A 16,042-nucleotide genomic window follows, 5' to 3' on the forward strand; every position below is an offset into this window, starting at 1 on the left:
TCTTAGTGGTCCACCCACACAAATTTGAGGATGAACAGCAGGGCAACCACCAGTACGCACGGGTTGACCTCGCGCCAGCGGCCGGTGCCGGCCTTCATCACGCAGTAAGAGATAAAGCCCACCGCGATCCCTTCGGTAATGGAGAAGCTAAACGGCATCATGACGGTGGTCATGAAGGCCGGTACGGCTTCGGTCAGATCGTCCCACTCCACCCGGGTCAGCTCAGAGCTCATCAATACCCCCACGTACATCAGGGCACCGGCAGCGGCGTAGGCTGGCACCATGGCGGCGAGCGGGGAGAAGAAGATGGCGAGCAGGAACAGCAACCCCACCACCACGGCGGTCAGGCCGCTGCGCCCACCCACGGCCACGCCGGAGCTGCTTTCGATGTAGGCGGTGACCGAGGAGGTGCCCATGAAGGCGCCGCCGACCGAGCTGACGCTGTCGACCATCAGGGCCTGTTTCATGCGCGGGAAGTGACCGCGCTCATCGGCCAGCTTGGCGCGGTTGGTGACGCCAATCAGGGTTCCCGACGAGTCAAACAGGTTGACCAGCATGAAGGAGAAGATGACGCCGGCCAGACCGATATCGAGCGAGCCCATCAGATCGAGCTGGCCGAACACCGGCTCTATGCTCGGCGGCAGGGAGACCACGCCCTGGAAGGTGACGTCACCGAAGGCCCAGCCGAGGGTCGTGGTGACGGCGATGGCGATGAGCACGGCGGAGTGGATCCCCTTGGAAGAGAGGATGCAGATGAGGAAAAAGCCGAGCGCTCCGAGCAGGCAGGGCAGGGAGGTGAGCTTACCAACGGTCACCATGGTGGCGGGGCTGGCGACCACCATGCCGGCATTGTGCATGCCGAGCAGGGCGATCAGCAGGCCGATACCGGCGGTGATGCCGACCCGCAGGGAGAGCGGGATGTTGCCGATGAGCCAGTAACGCACCCGGAACACGGTGAGGATCAACAGGCCAATGGCCCCCCAGAAGATGGTGCCCATGCCAATCTGCCAGGAGTACCCCATGCCGCCGACCACCACGAAGGCGAAGAAGGCGTTGAGGCCCATGGCGGGGGCCAGCGCGATGGGCAGGTTGGCGAGCAGTCCCATCAGGATGCTGCCGATACCGGCGATGAGGCAGGTGGTGACAAACACCGCCTGGGTGTCCATGCCCGCATTGGAGAGGATCTGCGGGTTGACGAACACGATATAGACCATGGTCAGGAAGGTGGTGATACCGGCGATCACCTCGGTTTTAGCATCAGTGGCATGGCTTTTCAGGCCGAACAGGCGCTCGAGCACTCCCTGCCCGGTGGCGTGGTGCGATTGGGTCATCTCTCTTTCCGTTTGATTCCAGTTGGGGGTGGTCTGGGTGACCAGACCGCACATTTTGGCACAAGGGGGGGCGGGCAGAAACGGGAAAATGACGGAAAATGGCCGCAAATCGGGCGAAAGACAAACGTTTTTAGGTAAAGGGAGTCGCTGGGGGCTGGTGGCTCAGTCGAGCGAGGCGAGATAGCGCTCGACCAGCCTGGCCAGGGTCTCATCGATGCGCTCACGCAGTTGGGGCAGGCTGACACCGGTTTGGGCCAGGTATTGGCTCGCCTGCTCCTCGCTGAGACGGCGGCTGGTCAGATGAAACTCCAGCTCGTCGAGCCGCTTGTCGTGGCGCGGGACAATCTGCCACTGCACCCTATCGGGTTCGAGGCGGGGGAAGAGTTGCATGGCGAGGGTACAAAATGGCGCGATATGCTGCGGCCCATCCGGCCCGAGGCAGCCGGGCTCAACGCGAAACAGCAGGGTCAGCTTGGGTAATGGCATGACGCTCTCCCGGTCTGGAGGTGGGGGCATAACAAGAAGGGGAGCCGAGGCTCCCCTTCACCTGCGTCACCGATTTACTTGGTGATGCGCTTGTACTTGGCGCGGTGCGGCTGGATGGCCTCGGCGCCGTAGGTCTTCTTCTTCCACTCTTCGTATTCGGTGAAGTTGCCTTCGAAGAACTCGATCTTGCCCTCATCCTGATAGTCCAGGATGTGGGTGGCGATCCGGTCGAGGAACCAGCGGTCGTGGGAGATGACCATGGCGCAGCCGGGGAACTCCAGCAGGGCGTTCTCGAGGGCGCGCAGGGTTTCGATGTCCAGATCGTTGGTCGGTTCATCCAGCAGCAGTACGTTGCCGCCGGTTTGCAGCAGTTTGGCCAGATGCAGACGGCCACGCTCACCACCGGAGAGCTCGCCGACCCGCTTTTGCTGGTCAGAGCCCTTGAAGTTGAAGCGGCCGATATAAGCGCGGCTCGGGAACTCGTAGTTGCCGATACGCAGGATATCCTGACCGTCGGCGACTTCCTCGAACACCGTCTTCTTGTCATCCATGCTGTCGCGGAACTGATCCACCGAGGCCAGCACCACGGTTTCACCCAGGGTGATGCTGCCGGCATCCGGCTGCTCCTGGCCTGACATCATGCGAAACAGGGTCGACTTACCGGCACCGTTGGGGCCGATGATGCCGACGATGGCGCCCTTGGGAATGGTGAAGGAGAGATCATCGATCAGCACCCGATCACCGTAGGACTTGCGCAGGTTGGCCACTTCCACCACCTTGTCGCCGAGGCGCGGTCCGGGCGGAATAAACAGCTCGTTGGTCTCGTTGCGCTTCTGGTAGTCGTTGGTGTTGAGCTCCTCGAAGCGAGCCATACGGGCCTTGGACTTGGCCTGACGACCTTTCGGGTTTTGACGAACCCACTCCAGTTCTTTCTCGATGGACTTGCGACGAGCCGCTTCGGTGCTGGCTTCCTGAGCCAGACGGGCGTCTTTTTGCTCCAGCCAGGAGGAGTAGTTGCCTTCCCAGGGAATGCCTTCGCCGCGGTCGAGCTCCAGGATCCAGCCGGCCACGTTGTCGAGGAAGTAACGGTCGTGGGTGATGGCCACGACAGTGCCTTCATAGTCGTGCAGGAAGCGTTCCAGCCAGGCCACGGACTCGGCGTCCAGGTGGTTGGTGGGTTCGTCCAGCAGCAGCATGTCCGGCTTTTCCAGCAGCAGACGGCACAGGGCCACCCGGCGGCGCTCACCCCCGGAGAGGTGCTTGATCTGGGCATCCCAGGCCGGCAGGCGCAGGGCATCGGCGGCGCGCTCGAGCTGGTTGTCCAGGTTGTGGCCGTCGTGGGCCTGGAGGATCGCCTCCAGCTCGCCCTGCTCCTTGGCCAGCTTGTCGAAGTCGGCATCCGGATCGGCGTAGGCGGCGTACACCTCGTCGAGACGGGCCATGGCACGTTTCACCTCGCCCATGGCCTCCTCGACCGCATCGCGCACGGTCTGCTCCGGATCGAGCTTGGGCTCCTGGGGCAGGTAGCCAATCTTGATGCCGGGCTGCGGACGGGCTTCCCCTTCGATCTCGGTGTCGATGCCGGCCATGATGCGCAGCAGGGTGGACTTACCGGCGCCGTTCAGGCCGAGCACGCCAATCTTGGCGCCCGGGAAGAAGGAGAGGGAGATGTTTTTGAGAATATGACGCTTGGGCGGCACGACCTTGCCAACCCTGTTCATGGTGTAAATAAATTGAGCCATTGGCTAATTCTCTTTTCTTTTCAGGATGCTGGCAGACGAGCCCGCTCCCTGGGGCCGAGGTGGGGCCGGGGCGCGGCCCCGGTTCCAGAAAACCCGCCGATTGTAAACCAAGGGGAAAATAAAGGCGACCGGCGCCAGGCGAGGCTGCTAATGAGGCCGGGGATGACCACCGTAGTAGAGCACCCGTTGCACATACTCCTGGGTCTCCTGATAGGGGGGAATGCCACCATAACGGGTGACCGCATTCTCACCGGCGTTGTAGGCGGCGCTGATCCGCACCCAGTCGCGGCCGAACTGCCCCTCGAGCCACTTGAGATAGGTCATGGCCCCACGAATGTTCTGCTCGGCATCAAACGGCCGGGTCACGCCGAAGCGCTGCTGGGTGGCCGGAATGAGCTGCATCACTCCCTGGGCATTTTTCGGCGAGATGGCGCCGCTGTCGAGGTTGGACTCGGCGATGGCGATGGCCAGCGCCAATTTGGGATCGACCCGATGGCGCTGGGCCGCCTGACGGATCAGGTTGGCCAGCCGCTGCTTGGCCGGGGTCTGACGGGCCAGGTAACGCTCCATGTTAAAGGGGGTGTCAGGACGGATGAAGGGGGCGCCGCCGCCACTGCCGGCGCCACAGTTGCCGAGGGGGGCGTTGCCGACCTTGTTGTTGTAATAGCGCGCCGCCTGCGAGTTGCCAAGGCGCATGGCCATGGCCAGGTAGGCGTTGGCCTGGCGGGCATTGCGGCGCACCAGCAGGCGGCCGATGCGGTAGTAGGCCTCGGGGCTGCCGAGCTTGGCGGCGGTGCAGTAGTGGGCGATGGCCTGACCTATCTGGCCACTGCGTTCAACCTGTTGGCCGCGTTGCAGCGCCGACACCGCCTTGGGCGCCTGACGGAAGGGGGTGGCATCGGCCGCACCGAGCAGCAGCCCGAGCAGCAGGGGCCAGCAGCGGCAGAGGAGGGTGTCCTTCATTGAGATGTTCTCCTGACATGCCTCAACAGATATAGGAATCGAGCTGGGGTTTCGCCAGCACAGCAGTGGATCCTGTTGTTCTTTCCCGTCATGACAGAGAACGAAACGGTATGGAACTTTTTCTCCCGGCAGCGTGGCCAAGGGGGAGTGGGGGGTCAGTAACGGCGCGCGGGTCATGTTTTCATCCACTGGGCTGGGCCATAATCGGGTGTGAGGCACATGGGGGCAGGAGGGGCCATGACTGAGCAGGAGATCCGGGTGAGCGTGGTGGTGCCAGCCAAGGATGAGTGCGACAGCTTGGCTCCGCTGGTGGCCGAAATAGGCACCGCACTGGCAGGGGAGGCCCATGAGCTCATCATCGTCGATGATGGCAGTCAGGATGGCACCGAGGCGTTGCTCGGCGAGCTGGGCCGCCGCTATCCGACCCTGCGCGTGGTGCGTCACGCCCACTGCGCCGGCCAGAGCATGGCGGTGCTGAGCGGGGCGCGCTGCGGACGGGGCGCATGGCTGGTGGTGCTCGATGGCGACGGGCAGAACGACCCGGCCGACATTCCGGCCATGCTGGCCGAGGCGCGGCGCCGTTTTGCCGGCTCAGCGCACCGGGTGGGGCTGATTGGCCATCGGGTGGTGCGCCGCGACGACTGGATCAAGCGCCTCTCCTCCTGGCTCGCCAATCGCTACCGGGGGGCGCTGCTAGGGGATGGGATCCCCGACGCGGGGTGCGGCCTTAAGGTGGTGCGCCGCGACTGGTATCTGCGGCTGCCAGCCTTTGATCACATGCACCGCTTCATCCCCGCTCTGCTGCGGGCGCAGGGCGCAGAGATGGCCCCCTGGCCGGTCAATCACAGGCCACGGCGGGCCGGGCTCTCCAAGTACGGGGTGCGCAACCGCTTCTGGCCCGGTCTGGTGGATGTGCTCGGCGTCTGGTGGCTGCTGCGGCGCACTCGGGTGGTTGAGGCGCAGGAGTGGAAGGGATGATGGAGTGGCTGACCGCCCCCCTACCGTGGCCGGTGCCGCAGGCGTGGCAGCTGACCGGTTGGACGCTGGTTGGCTACTGCGGCGCCCTGCTGTTTGGCAGCCGCTGGCTGGTGCAGTTCTGGGCCTCGCGCCGGGCCGGAAGGCCGGTGATCCCACGCCTTTTCTGGTACATGAGCGTGCTCGGCAGCCTGATGGCGCTGAGCTACTTCCTGCTCTCCCCGCAGCGCGATTCGGTGGGGGCGCTGCAAAACCTGTTTCCCGCCTTCACGGCTGGCTACAGCCTCTACCTCGACATCCGTCACCGGGGTTGGAGTGGCCGCAAGGGGGATGCGCGAGGTGAGCCATGGTGAGCGATCGTCTCTTGCTGCGCCAGCAGTCGCTGGGTGGCCTGTTGCTGCTGGCGCTGCTGCTGCTGGGAACCGGGCTGGGGCTGCGCGACCCCTGGCCGGCCGACGAGCCGCGCTTTGCCCTAGCAGCGTTGCAGATGGTGCAAAGCGATCAGTGGCTGTTCCCGATGCGCGGCGGCGAGCTGTATGCCGACAAGCCACCCCTGTTCATGTGGGCCATCGCCCTCGGTTACCAGTTGACTGGCTCGCTGCGCATCGCCTTTTTGCTGCCCTCCCTGTGCGCGGCGCTGCTCATTCTGGCGCTGGTGTGGGATCTCGGCCGCCGTCTCTGGTCGCGTGAGACCGGCTTTAGCGCCGGCCTGTTGCTGCTGTTTACCCTCCAGTTCACCTTGCAGGCGAAGACGGCGCAGATCGATCTGTTTGCCACCGCCTTCGTGATGCTGGCCCTCTACGGCCTGCTGCGTTTCCTGCTGTGTGGCGATGGCTGGCGCTGGTACTGGCTCGGCTGGTTTGCCGCCGGGCTGGGGGTCATCAGCAAGGGCATCGGCGTGCTGGCCCTGCTGGTGTTGCTACCGGCGCTGCTGACCCACTGGCAGGCCGCTCGGGCGAGCAGGGGGCGAGCTTGGCTCGCGGCGCTGGCCGGGCCACCTGCCATGGCGGCCGCCATGGCCCTGTGGCTGGCCCCCATGCTGCTGGCGGTGAGCCAGAGCGGCGATCCCCAACTGCTGGCCTACCGCGACGAGATCCTGCTGCGCCAGACAGTGACCCGCTATTTTGACGCCTGGCACCACCTCAAGCCGTTCTGGTACTACCTCACTGAGGTGATCCCCCTTTTCTGGCTGCCCCTCTCGCTGCTGCTGCCCTGGCTCATCCCTGAGTGGGTCAAGGCGCTACGCAGCCGCGATCGCCGCTTCATCCTGCTGCTCGGCTACCTGCTGCTGGTGCTGCTGATCTTCTCGTTCTCGGCCGGCAAGCGCGGGGTCTACCTCACCCCGGCCACCCCGGCGCTGGCGCTGCTGGCGGCCCCACTCATCGGCCGGGTGTTGCAACGGCGCTGGCCGGGGCGGCTACTGCTCGGGCTTGGCATGTTGCTGGGGCTGGTGGGCATGGGCGGGGCGTTGGCGCTGCGCCTGAGCGAGCGCCTGCTGGCGAGGCTGGATGGGGAAGGGGAGGCGCTGTGGCTGCCGCTGCTGCTGTTTGGCCTGCTGGCTTTGCTGCTGACGCTGTGCCTGCGCCGGGCACCGCTCACGGCCGTCTGCGCCGTGCTGGGCGCGGGCTGGCTCATCTACTCGGGCTGGATCTGCGTGCAGCTCAACACGCTGCGCACCCCGGCGGCCATCATGGCCGAGGCGGCCGCCCGGCTGCCCCCGCAAGGGGAGCTGCTCGTGACCGGATTTAAGGAGCAGCAGTTGCTGTTTGCCCGCTCGCCGCTGCGCCACTACGGCTATCGCCTCGGTAGCGAGGAGCAGGGGCGGGCGGCAGCGGCCTGGGTGGCCGGGGCGCCAATGCGCCGGGTGCTCGGGCCAAGCGACATCATGAGCCTGTGCTTTGAGTCGGCGCAGATGACGCGCCTCGGCCATCGCCATCGCACCGACTGGTGGCTGGCCGATGCCGCCGCGCTCAAGGTGTCGTGCCGTGGCCTGCCCATCACGCTGGAGCCTTACCGCTACCGGCCCGTGCTTTAGACCCGGTAGTAGGCCAGGTACCAGTCGACGAACGCCTTGACCCCCTCGCGGACTCCAGTCTGTGGCCGGTAGCCGGTGGTTGCCAGCAGCGGGGCGCTGTCGGCCCAGGTGGCTGCCACATCCCCCGGCTGCATCGGCAGTAGGCGTCGGCGCACCGGTCGCCCCAGCGCTTGCTCGATCGCCTCGACAAACGCCTCAAGGCGCACCGGCTCGCCATGGCCGATGTTGTAGAGCCGATAAGGGGCCGGGCTGGCATCGGCTTCTCCTCGCCAGTTCGGGCACCCCTCGGGTGGCTGCTCGGCGATGCGCAGCACCCCCTCGACGATGTCGTCTATGTAGGTGAAATCCCGCGCCAGCTCCCCTTGGTTGTAGAGATCGATCGGCTCGTCGGCGAGGGCGGCGCGCACGAACTTGAACAGGGCCATGTCGGGGCGCCCCCAGGGGCCGTAGACAGTGAAAAAGCGCAGCCCCGTGGTGGGGATGGCGTAGAGGTGCGAGTAGGAGTGGGCCATCAGCTCGCCGGCCCGCTTGCTGGCGGCGTAGAGCGAGACAGGGTGGCCGGCCGGGGCATCGGCGCGGGAGGGCAAGCTGCCCTCTAGGCCGTAGACCGAGCTGGAGGAGGCATAGACCAGGTGGCCGACCCCATGGTGGCGGCCCCCCTCGAGCACGCTCAGCATGCCGGTGATGTTGCTCTCGCTGTAGGCGAACGGCTGCTCCAGTGAGTGGCGCACCCCGCCTTGGGCCGCCAGGTGGATCACCCGATCGAAGCGCCCCTCGGCAAACAGGCTGTTGATGGCCGGGAGGTTGCACAGATCCTGCTCGACGAAGTGAAAGCCGGGCAGGGCCAGCAGCCTTGCCAGGCGCGCCCGCTTGAGATTGACGTCGTAGTAGTGGTTGAGGTTGTCGAGCCCGACCACCTGATGGCCGGCGGCGCACAGGCGCGCCGCCACATGAAAGCCGATGAAGCCGGCAGCGCCGGTAACCAGATAGTTCATCTCACACCATTTCTCGATGAGGCTGCCTTGGCTTGATGCTATACGGCGGCCGGGCCGCGGGGGAGTCGGGACGCCATTGTAATATTTTGGTGCAGCCGGTGTAACGCCAGAATGACGCGCCCTGTTTTGGGGCACATCGCCAGGCTATTGTGATCCGGCTCACCGAAAATAGACTCGCCAGCATCACCCGATCCAGTGATCAGGATCTGCCGTTTCTCTCTTGTCGCCAACAGGTACACGTTATGGATAACCGCCCCCATCCCCTCTATGAGGATGCACTCGCCTTGCTGACCGCCTCGGGCTTTATCTCCCTCGGCATCTTCTTGTTTCACCAGGTGGGGCTGCTCACTGGCGGCACCGCCGGTCTGGCCTTGCTGCTGCAACAGGTCACGGGCGTGAGCTTCGGCCTGCTTTTTTTTGGCATCAACCTGCCCTTCTATGCGCTGGCTTGGCTGCGCATGGGGCCGCGTTTCACCCTCAACACCTTCCTCTCGGTGGGGGCGGTCTCGTGGATGACGGATCACCTCAACGCCGTGTTGCTCATTGGCAAGGTGGAGCCGCTCTACGCCGCCCTCATTGGCGGCTCCCTGATCGGCATGGGGCTGCTCATCATGTTCCGCCACCGCTCCAGCCTGGGTGGCTTCAACATCCTGGCGCTGTTTATTCAGGATCGCGTCGGCATTCGCGCCGGCAAGCTGCAAATGGGGCTCGATTGCGCCATCGTCATCGCCTCCTTCTTTGTGGTGTCGCCCTGGTTGCTGCTGCTTTCCATCGTGGCGGCCATCTTCTGTAACCTGGTGTTGACGCTCAACCACAAGCCGGGCCGCTATCAGGTGGCCTAAATCACGAAAAGGGGCCTTGGGGCCCCTTTTTCACACCACCAGCGGAGTGTCGCCATCGTGCAGTACCCGCGCCGGGTAGCCGTAGAGTCGCTCGATCAGGGGGGGGGTGAGCACCTCGCGCGGTGGGCCGTCGGCCATCAGATTGCCCTGTGCCAGCATCACCAGTCGATCGGCGTGGCGCGCCGCCAGGTTCAGATCGTGCAGCACCACCAGCACCGCGGTTTCGCGCCCAGCCAGGGCGCGGGCCATGGTCAGCAGTTGGTGCTGGTGCTTGAGATCGAGCGCCGAGGTGGGCTCATCGAGCAGCAGCAGGCGCGGCGCCGGCGGGGTATCGGGGTGTTGCCACAGTTGGGCCAATACCCGGGCAAACTGCACCCGCTGGCGCTCGCCCCCGGAGAGGGAGGGATAGTGCTGGCCGGCGAGGTGGCTCACCCCGGCGTGTGCCATGGCCGCCGCCGTGATGCGATCGCGCTGGTGGCCAGGCTCGCTGTGGGGCAGCCGTCCCATGGCGACCACCTCCTCGCACAAAAAGGGGAAGCTCAGTGACGAACTCTGGGGCAGCACCCCGAGGCGGTGAGCCAGTTGGTTGGCCGGCCATGCCTCGCGCGGGCGGCCGAACAGGGTTATCTCCCCATCGCAGGTCAGCTCCCCGCTGATGCACTTGAGCAGGCTGCTCTTGCCGGCCCCGTTGGGGCCGAGCAGGGCGGTAACGCTGCCTGCCTCAAGAGTGAGATCGAGCCGGTCGAGGAGGCGGCGGCCGCTGCGCAGCAGGGTGAGCTGGCGGCAGGTCAGCAGTGGCATGAAGACTCCTAGAGGTGCTTGCGCCCCTGCACCAGCAGCCAGAGAAAGAAGGGGGCGCCGAGCAGGGCGGTGATGATGCCGACCGGCAGCTCGGCTGGGGCCAGCAGGGTGCGGGCCAGCATGTCGGCGGCCAGCAGCAGGGTGGCACCGAGCAGGGCCGAAAGTGGCAGCAGACGGTGGTGGTTGGGGCCGGCCAGCAGGCGCACCAGATGAGGCACGACGAGGCCGATGAAGCCGATGAGGCCGCACACCGCGACCGCCACGCCGACCCCGGCGGCGGTGAGCAAAATGAGGCGCCGTTTGAGGGGCTGCACCGCCACGCCGAGGTGGCGCGCTTCCGACTCCCCGAGCAGCAGAGCGTTGAGGGGGCCGGCATCACGCTGAAACAGCGTCAGCAGCAGCCCCAGCGTCAGCATGGCGAGCAGAACGTCGGCCGGCTTGCCGGCCGCCAGGCTCCCCATCTGCCACAGGCTCAGGTTGCGCAGCATCTGATCGTCGGCCAAGTAGGTGAGCAGGCCAATGGCGGCGCCGGAGAGGGCGGTGATGGCCACCCCGGCCAGCAGCATGACGGTGACCGAGGTGCCTTCTTCTCGGGTGCCGAGCAGGTAGACCAAGGTGGTCGTGAGCGCGCCGCCGAGAAAGGCCAGCAGGGGCAGCACGCCAACACCGATGGTGCGTTGCAGGTCAGCACCGAGCGGCGCCAACAGTACGATGGCCAGCGCCGCCCCGAGCGAGGCCCCGCCCGAGACACCGATGATGCCGGGGTCGGCCAGCGGATTGCGAAACAGTCCCTGCATCACGGCGCCGCACAGGCCGAGGATCCCGCCCACCGCGACGCAGAGCAGGGTCCGTGGCAGGCGGATCTCCTGCACCACCAACTGTTGGTGGGGGGCCAAGGTCGAGCCCGGCAACAGGGCACCGAGACTCTCGCCAAGGCTGAGCGAGAGTGGCCCGGTCGCCAGCGAAAGCAGGCCGAGCAACAGCAACAGGCCGGTCAAGGCCAGCAGCAGAGGCGGCAGGGGCAGGCGGCGCATTAGCGCATCCAATCGGTGATGTGGCGGGCCTGGGTCAGGGCGCTGAGGGAGAGGCCCCCCAGCAGAGCCTGCCCATCGATGGCGTGGATGGCGCCACGCTGGCCGGCCGGGGTCGCGGCCAGCGCCGGTACCTCGGCCAGTACGGCGGTGGCATCCTGATAGTGTTGCCATTCGCGGCCGCTCACCAGTACCAGCTCGGGCTGCATCTTGATGAGGGATTCGGCGGCGATGGGCTTGTAACCCTGGAGTGCGGCCCCGAGGTGCTCACCCCCCGCCAGCCGGATCAGGGCGGCCGCCGTGGTGTCGCCGCCGGCCAGACTCAGCGGCTGCCCTTTGTGCAGCAGCAGGAAAGCGACCTTGCGTGCCGGTTGCCCGGTACGCCGGGCTGCCAGGGCCTCAGCCTCGGCGGCGATCTTCTCTTTCAGTGCCTTGGCCTCGGGGGCGCGGCCGAGCACTCCGGCCAGGGTGTCGATGCGCTGGTAGAGGTTGTCCAAGGTCGGCGCAGTGGGCAGCACGTTCACCGTGACCCCGGCCCGGGTGAGCTGATCGAGGGTCGCTTGCGGCCCCATCTCGTCGCTGCCGATGACCCGGCTCGGCGCCAGGCTTAAGATCCCCTCGGCGGCCAGAGCTCGGTGATAGCCGACCTTGGGCACCTTGAGGCCTTGGCTGCTCAGGTCGGTGGCGATGACCTGCTCCCCCGCTCCGAGCGCCTGCAACAGCTCGGTGGTGGCGGGGCCAATGCTGACGATGCGCTCGGCAGCAAAGAGGGATGGGGTTGCCAGCAGGGTGGCGAGGGCGATGCGGCAGAGCACGCGTCCGATACGAGACTCCATGGCAAGTGGCTCCAGAGAGGAAAATGAGAGTGCGCCGCAGCATAACAAGGGAAAAATCAAAATGCACCGGTAATGATAGTTATTATCAATTGCATTTGTTCATTCTCTTCTCGTAAAGTAGTGCTCACGTTGAGCGTACAGAACGATGGGGAGACGATGACCATTGCACAACAGATCCACCACCTGCTGACCGAGGATCCGGACTTGCACCCTTCCCGCATCGCCACCACGTTGGGGGTGAGCGAGTGGGACGTGGTGCGTCACCTGCCGGCCGAGCTGGTGACCTTGCTGCCGGGGGAGCAGGCTGAGTCACTGCTGGGGCAGCTGGCCGACTGGGGAAGCGTCACCACGATTGTCGAGTCTTGCGGCTCTATCTTCGAGGTGAAAGCCCCCTTCCCGCCGGGCAAGTGTGCGCGTGGCTACTACAACCTGATGGGCCGTGACAATGAACTGCATGGTCACCTCAAGCTCGACGCCGTGGCCCACATCGCCTTGGTGAGCAAGCGTTTCATGGGCAAGGAGGGGCACTCCTTCCAGTTTTTCGATGCGGCGGGGCGCTGCATCTTCAAGATCTATCTGGGCCGTGACCACCAGCGCAACCTCTTGCCGGAGCAAGTGGCGCGCTTCATGGCCCTGCGCAAGGGAGTCAGCAATGAGTGAACGTCAAGAGCGCCTGCAAGGCAGGTTGCAACCGGAGATCCGTGCGTTTCGCGACGCCTGCCGCACCGTGCAGTTGGCCACCGTCGATGGCGAAGGGGCGCCCAACGCCAGCTATGCGCCGTTTGTGCTGCAAGAAGATGGCTATTACGTGCTCATCTCCGAGATCGCCCGCCATGCCCGCAACTTGCAGCAGGTGCCGCGTGTCTCGCTGATGTTGATCGAGGATGAAGGGGCCGCCCGCGAACTGTTTGCCAGAAAGCGGCTCACCTTCGATGCCAGCGCCGAGGTGGTGGCGCGCGATGATCCCCGCTGGGCCGTCGCCGTGGCGGCGCTGGAGGGGCGTTTTGGCGAGATTGTCAAAGGGCTTTCTAACCTCAAGGACTTCGTGCTGTTTCGCTTAAAACCCGAGCAGGGGTTATTTGTGAAGGGATTCGGCCAGGCGTTTCGCGTGAGCGGTGACGAGCTGGTGGATGTTGTTCATCTGGCCGAGGGGCACAGGCGCATCGACAATGATGCCGAGATCGCCACTCCAGCCGATGAGCTGCGTTAAGGGCGAAGAGGAGCAACGGGCAGCCACGGCTGCCCGTTCTGTTTTCTGCGGCATCAGGGCCATGGACGGGCCCGGCTGCGCAACTCAGTGGCCGTCGACGCCATGGCCTGAGTGAAGGTGAACGAGGGCAGCTCGTTGTAGCGCTGCTGATACTCCTTGGCAAAGCGGCCCAACTGGCTGAAACCGCAGTCGAGGGCGATCAGCGAGACACTCTCGTGGCGCTGGGCATTGAGCAGGCGTCGGCGCACCTCTCGAAACCGCAGCTCCCGGAAATAGGCGATGGGGGAGCAGCCGTAGAAGTGGTGAAAGTCGTGATAGAGCTTCTTCTTGGCGACGCCGGCCGTGCGTTCGAGATCGGCCAGTGTCAGCGGTTGATCCAGCATCTCTTCCATCATGCTGACCAGCTCGTGCAGGTAATCCGGTCGTCTGAGCAGGCGGGCCTCGAGCTGCTGGCTGTAGTTGTGGGGCTGATGCTGCAACAGCAGCGACAGCAGAATGTCCTGATAGGCCGTCCAGATGGTGTTGTGATCGACAAGGGAGTAGGGGTTGAGCAGCATGTTGCTCAGCGAGCCGATGGTGTGCCACCAGAGCCCCATTTCGCCGTTCAGGGGGATGCCGGGCTCGAAGATCACCGGCCGGGTGATATCGCGGTTGAGCAGGGTGGCGAGCTTGTGCTCTAGCGCCTCCCGGGAGATCCGCACCTGACGTTTGCGGCAGTGGGCATCGAGTGAGAGACGAAAAGGGTGGCCTGGCGAGATGATCAGCCCTAGCTCGGCATCCGACTCTACACAACTTTTCAGGTGTTCAAACTGCTGGGTACCCGAGATGGGCAGGCTGATGCTGTAGCTGTGCAACAGATCGTCGGTCTTGATGCTGACGTCGGTTTCGTAGGCGAGCATACCCAGTGCCAGGTGACCTAGGCGTATGCCCTGATGGTGAAAACGCAGGTGGTGAGGATGAGGGGTTTCCAACTCATGGGGGCCGCAAATCTGGCTCATCCAGTCACGGGCAGAGGTTGTGCTGCAAAACTCGACATTGATGATCTCCTTGCGCAGCTCACTTTGCTTGTGCTGACGCCGTTTCATGTCTTCTCCTCCTGAATATCCCTATTGTGGTTCCGAACAACTCCTTGTTCAGATCTGTCCGCCTCGTTCATTTCCCCAGCCTGCCACAAGACAGCGTATTAACAAAAACAAAACAACACATTCAGTGTGTGAAAATTACAATCGATTGTTTTTTATCATCATTATTTTTTACTGTATTTATTTTGCTCAAATTGTGACCCGTGTTGTTTAACGAAAAAATAACAAGAAGTGGCTATTAATTGTGCAGAAAGTGAATAGTGTTCGGATTTGTTCGCTGGCTATCCTTGGCCCACTTGCACAACTGTGCTCAGGAGGGAAACGAAACATGGGAACCCAAAGGGATTTGGCTCAGTGGCAGCAATACGTTCAGAAGAGCCTGGATTTTCGGCCCGACGAAGGCATTTTTCGTGTCGCTCGGGATATTTTCACGGAGCCGGCGTTGTTTGATCTGGAGATGGAGCTGATTTTCGAAAAGCAGTGGATTTTTGCCTGCCATGAAAGTCAGATTGCCAATCCGAACGACTTCATCACCATGCAGGCTGGTCGCCAGCCGATGATCATCACCCGCGACAGCCGGGGTGAGCTGCATGCGCTGGCCAATACCTGCCAGCACAGAGGTGCCACCCTGACCCGGGTGTGCAAGGGCAATCAGTCCACCTTTACCTGCCCGTTCCACGCCTGGGCCTATAAGTCAGACGGCCGTCTGGCCAAGGTCAAGGCGGGTGAGGAGTATGCCCCCGACTTCGATCGGGAGTGCCGCGGCCTGAAAAAGGCACGCATCGCCAGCTACCGGGGCTTTGTCTTCATCAATCTGGATCAGGCATCGACCCTGAGCTTGGAAGATTATCTGGGCGATACCCGTTTGTTCCTGGACATGATGGTGGAGCAGTCGGCGACCGAAGAGTTGGAGGTGCTGCCTGGGCAGTCCACCTATACCTTCGACGGCAACTGGAAGCTGCAAACCGAGAACGGGCTGGATGGTTATCACGTCAGCACGGTGCACTTTAACTACGTCAGCACGGTGCAGCATCGCCGCGAGATCGACTCGCACAAACCCGATCAGGTCAATGCCACCCTCGACTACAGCAAGCTGGGGGCCGGTGACAAGAACACCGACGATGGCTGGTTCTCATTCCCGTACGGGCACAGCGTGCTGTTTAGCGACATGCCCAACCCTGAAGTGCGTCCCGGTTATCACACCGTCATGCCGCGTCTGCGCGAGCGCCACACCGAAGAGTGGGCGCAGTGGGCCATGCACCGACTGCGTAACCTCAACATCTACCCCAGCCTGTTCTTCATGGATCAGATCAGCTCCCAGTTGCGGATCATTCGCCCCGTGGCCTGGGACAAGACCGAAGTGATCAGCCTCTGCCTAGGGGTCAAGGGGGAGTCGGCCCAGGACAGGGAGAACCGTATTCGTCAGTTCGAAGACTTCTTCAACGTCTCCGGCATGGGCACCCCGGACGATCTGGTGGAGTTTCGCGAATCCCAGCGCGGCTTTGAGGCGCGGCTTTCTCCTTGGAGCGACATCTCGCGTGGCTACCACCAGTGGCAGCGAGGGGAGACGCACAACAGCCGGATCCTCGGTATTAAGCCGGTGATCACAGGCATCGAGTGTACCCACGAGGGGCTCTATGTGAATCAGCACCAGGCGTGGCAGCAAACCATGCTCGACGGTTTGCAGCAAAAGATGAAGCAGGAGGCATAACA

At 64.0% G+C, this 16,042-nt stretch carries 16 protein-coding genes; 7 read left to right on the forward strand and 9 right to left on the reverse strand.

Going from position 1 to position 16,042, the window contains the following annotated elements:
* Positions 1-2 precede the first annotated feature (2 nt).
* From FE240_RS03375 to FE240_RS03390, 4 genes are all read right to left on the reverse strand, one after another.
* The gene (locus tag FE240_RS03375) at positions 3-1,331 is read right to left on the reverse strand and encodes an NCS2 family permease (protein ID WP_042046920.1); all 1,329 of its coding nucleotides are present in this window, start codon (positions 1,329-1,331) and stop codon (positions 3-5) included.
* Positions 1,332-1,493: 162 nt separating this feature from the next.
* Positions 1,494-1,817 (reverse strand): hypothetical protein, encoded by a 324-nt coding sequence (locus FE240_RS03380; protein ID WP_193003379.1) that lies wholly within the window; start codon positions 1,815-1,817, stop codon positions 1,494-1,496.
* A 74-nt stretch (positions 1,818-1,891) separates the two neighbouring features.
* The gene (ettA, locus tag FE240_RS03385; RefSeq protein ID WP_193003380.1) at positions 1,892-3,559 is read right to left on the reverse strand and encodes an energy-dependent translational throttle protein EttA; all 1,668 of its coding nucleotides are present in this window, start codon (positions 3,557-3,559) and stop codon (positions 1,892-1,894) included.
* A 147-nt stretch (positions 3,560-3,706) separates the two neighbouring features.
* Positions 3,707-4,522 carry a lytic transglycosylase domain-containing protein gene (locus FE240_RS03390; RefSeq protein ID WP_193003381.1) on the reverse strand — a complete coding sequence of 272 codons (816 nt, stop codon included), beginning with the start codon at positions 4,520-4,522 and terminating at the stop codon, positions 3,707-3,709.
* 237 nt (positions 4,523-4,759) lie between these two features.
* Here FE240_RS03390 and FE240_RS03395 point away from each other — a divergent pair, with 237 nt between their 5' ends.
* Genes FE240_RS03395 through FE240_RS03405 form a run of 3 tightly spaced genes read left to right on the forward strand, consistent with a single transcriptional unit; the run spans position 4,760 to position 7,532 of the window.
* Positions 4,760-5,500, forward strand: coding sequence for a glycosyltransferase (locus FE240_RS03395; protein WP_193003382.1), 741 nt, complete (start codon positions 4,760-4,762; stop codon positions 5,498-5,500).
* A complete protein-coding gene (locus tag FE240_RS03400) occupies positions 5,497-5,850 on the forward strand; it encodes a lipid-A-disaccharide synthase N-terminal domain-containing protein (protein WP_226798967.1) in 354 nt (117 codons plus the stop codon). The genes FE240_RS03395 and FE240_RS03400 overlap by 4 nt, the downstream gene beginning before the upstream one ends.
* Positions 5,844-7,532, forward strand: a complete 1,689-nt coding sequence (locus FE240_RS03405; RefSeq protein ID WP_193003383.1) for an ArnT family glycosyltransferase — start codon at positions 5,844-5,846, stop codon at positions 7,530-7,532. The genes FE240_RS03400 and FE240_RS03405 overlap by 7 nt, the downstream gene beginning before the upstream one ends.
* Here FE240_RS03405 and FE240_RS03410 read toward each other — a convergent pair.
* Positions 7,529-8,527, reverse strand: coding sequence for an NAD-dependent epimerase/dehydratase family protein (locus tag FE240_RS03410; protein ID WP_193003384.1), 999 nt, complete (start codon positions 8,525-8,527; stop codon positions 7,529-7,531). The genes FE240_RS03405 and FE240_RS03410 overlap by 4 nt on opposite strands.
* 242 nt (positions 8,528-8,769) lie before the next feature.
* On the opposite strand from FE240_RS03410, the gene FE240_RS03415 reads away from it, so the two are divergent.
* A complete protein-coding gene (locus FE240_RS03415; protein ID WP_193003385.1) occupies positions 8,770-9,369 on the forward strand; it encodes a YitT family protein in 600 nt (199 codons plus the stop codon).
* A 30-nt stretch (positions 9,370-9,399) separates the two neighbouring features.
* On the opposite strand, the gene FE240_RS03420 is transcribed toward FE240_RS03415, so the two are convergent.
* From FE240_RS03420 to FE240_RS03430, 3 genes are read right to left on the reverse strand one after another with little or no spacing between them, the layout of a single operon-like run.
* Complete coding sequence (locus FE240_RS03420; RefSeq protein WP_193003386.1) at positions 9,400-10,170, reverse strand: heme ABC transporter ATP-binding protein; 771 nt, start codon at positions 10,168-10,170, stop codon at positions 9,400-9,402.
* Between the two features lie 8 nt (positions 10,171-10,178).
* Positions 10,179-11,204: a FecCD family ABC transporter permease gene (locus FE240_RS03425; protein ID WP_193003387.1), complete on the reverse strand. Its 1,026-nt coding sequence runs from the start codon at positions 11,202-11,204 to the stop codon at positions 10,179-10,181.
* On the reverse strand, positions 11,204-12,037 hold the full coding sequence (locus FE240_RS03430) for a heme/hemin ABC transporter substrate-binding protein (protein ID WP_193003388.1): 834 nt from the start codon (positions 12,035-12,037) through the stop codon (positions 11,204-11,206). The genes FE240_RS03425 and FE240_RS03430 overlap by 1 nt, the downstream gene beginning before the upstream one ends.
* Before the next feature lie 156 nt (positions 12,038-12,193).
* Between FE240_RS03430 and hutX the strand changes: the two genes are divergently transcribed.
* Together hutX and hutZ are read left to right on the forward strand one after the other, a co-directional pair.
* Positions 12,194-12,697: a heme utilization cystosolic carrier protein HutX gene (gene hutX / locus FE240_RS03435; protein ID WP_193003389.1), complete on the forward strand. Its 504-nt coding sequence runs from the start codon at positions 12,194-12,196 to the stop codon at positions 12,695-12,697.
* Positions 12,690-13,247 (forward strand): heme utilization protein HutZ, encoded by a 558-nt coding sequence (gene hutZ, locus FE240_RS03440; protein WP_193003390.1) that lies wholly within the window; start codon positions 12,690-12,692, stop codon positions 13,245-13,247. The genes hutX and hutZ overlap by 8 nt, the downstream gene beginning before the upstream one ends.
* A 53-nt stretch (positions 13,248-13,300) precedes the next feature.
* Here hutZ and FE240_RS03445 read toward each other — a convergent pair whose 3' ends face one another.
* On the reverse strand, positions 13,301-14,332 hold the full coding sequence (locus FE240_RS03445; protein ID WP_193003391.1) for an AraC family transcriptional regulator: 1,032 nt from the start codon (positions 14,330-14,332) through the stop codon (positions 13,301-13,303).
* 325 nt (positions 14,333-14,657) lie between these two features.
* Here FE240_RS03445 and antA point away from each other — a divergent pair, with 325 nt between their 5' ends.
* On the forward strand, positions 14,658-16,040 hold the full coding sequence (gene antA / locus FE240_RS03450) for an anthranilate 1,2-dioxygenase large subunit (protein ID WP_193003392.1): 1,383 nt from the start codon (positions 14,658-14,660) through the stop codon (positions 16,038-16,040).
* Positions 16,041-16,042: the final 2 nt, after the last annotated feature.

The sequence above is a fragment of the Aeromonas simiae genome, assembly GCF_014892695.1.
In the GTDB taxonomy this organism is placed as follows: Bacteria; Pseudomonadota; Gammaproteobacteria; order Enterobacterales; family Aeromonadaceae; genus Aeromonas; species Aeromonas simiae.

Bases quoted from the DNA above. Each gene is read 5' to 3' on its own strand.
- FE240_RS03375 (WP_042046920.1), bottom strand. From the start codon at position 1,331: ATGACCCAATCGCACCACGCCACCGGGCAGGGAGTGCTCGAGCGCCTG.
- FE240_RS03380 (WP_193003379.1), bottom strand. From the start codon at position 1,817: ATGCCATTACCCAAGCTGACCCTGCTGTTTCGCGTTGAGCCCGGCTGC.
- ettA (WP_193003380.1), bottom strand. From the start codon at position 3,559: ATGGCTCAATTTATTTACACCATGAACAGGGTTGGCAAGGTCGTGCCG.
- FE240_RS03390 (WP_193003381.1), bottom strand. From the start codon at position 4,522: ATGAAGGACACCCTCCTCTGCCGCTGCTGGCCCCTGCTGCTCGGGCTG.
- FE240_RS03395 (WP_193003382.1), top strand. From the start codon at position 4,760: ATGACTGAGCAGGAGATCCGGGTGAGCGTGGTGGTGCCAGCCAAGGAT.
- FE240_RS03400 (WP_226798967.1), top strand. From the start codon at position 5,497: ATGATGGAGTGGCTGACCGCCCCCCTACCGTGGCCGGTGCCGCAGGCG.
- FE240_RS03405 (WP_193003383.1), top strand. From the start codon at position 5,844: ATGGTGAGCGATCGTCTCTTGCTGCGCCAGCAGTCGCTGGGTGGCCTG.
- FE240_RS03410 (WP_193003384.1), bottom strand. From the start codon at position 8,527: ATGAACTATCTGGTTACCGGCGCTGCCGGCTTCATCGGCTTTCATGTG.
- FE240_RS03415 (WP_193003385.1), top strand. From the start codon at position 8,770: ATGGATAACCGCCCCCATCCCCTCTATGAGGATGCACTCGCCTTGCTG.
- FE240_RS03420 (WP_193003386.1), bottom strand. From the start codon at position 10,170: ATGCCACTGCTGACCTGCCGCCAGCTCACCCTGCTGCGCAGCGGCCGC.
- FE240_RS03425 (WP_193003387.1), bottom strand. From the start codon at position 11,204: ATGCGCCGCCTGCCCCTGCCGCCTCTGCTGCTGGCCTTGACCGGCCTG.
- FE240_RS03430 (WP_193003388.1), bottom strand. From the start codon at position 12,037: ATGGAGTCTCGTATCGGACGCGTGCTCTGCCGCATCGCCCTCGCCACC.
- hutX (WP_193003389.1), top strand. From the start codon at position 12,194: ATGACCATTGCACAACAGATCCACCACCTGCTGACCGAGGATCCGGAC.
- hutZ (WP_193003390.1), top strand. From the start codon at position 12,690: ATGAGTGAACGTCAAGAGCGCCTGCAAGGCAGGTTGCAACCGGAGATC.
- FE240_RS03445 (WP_193003391.1), bottom strand. From the start codon at position 14,332: ATGAAACGGCGTCAGCACAAGCAAAGTGAGCTGCGCAAGGAGATCATC.
- antA (WP_193003392.1), top strand. From the start codon at position 14,658: ATGGGAACCCAAAGGGATTTGGCTCAGTGGCAGCAATACGTTCAGAAG.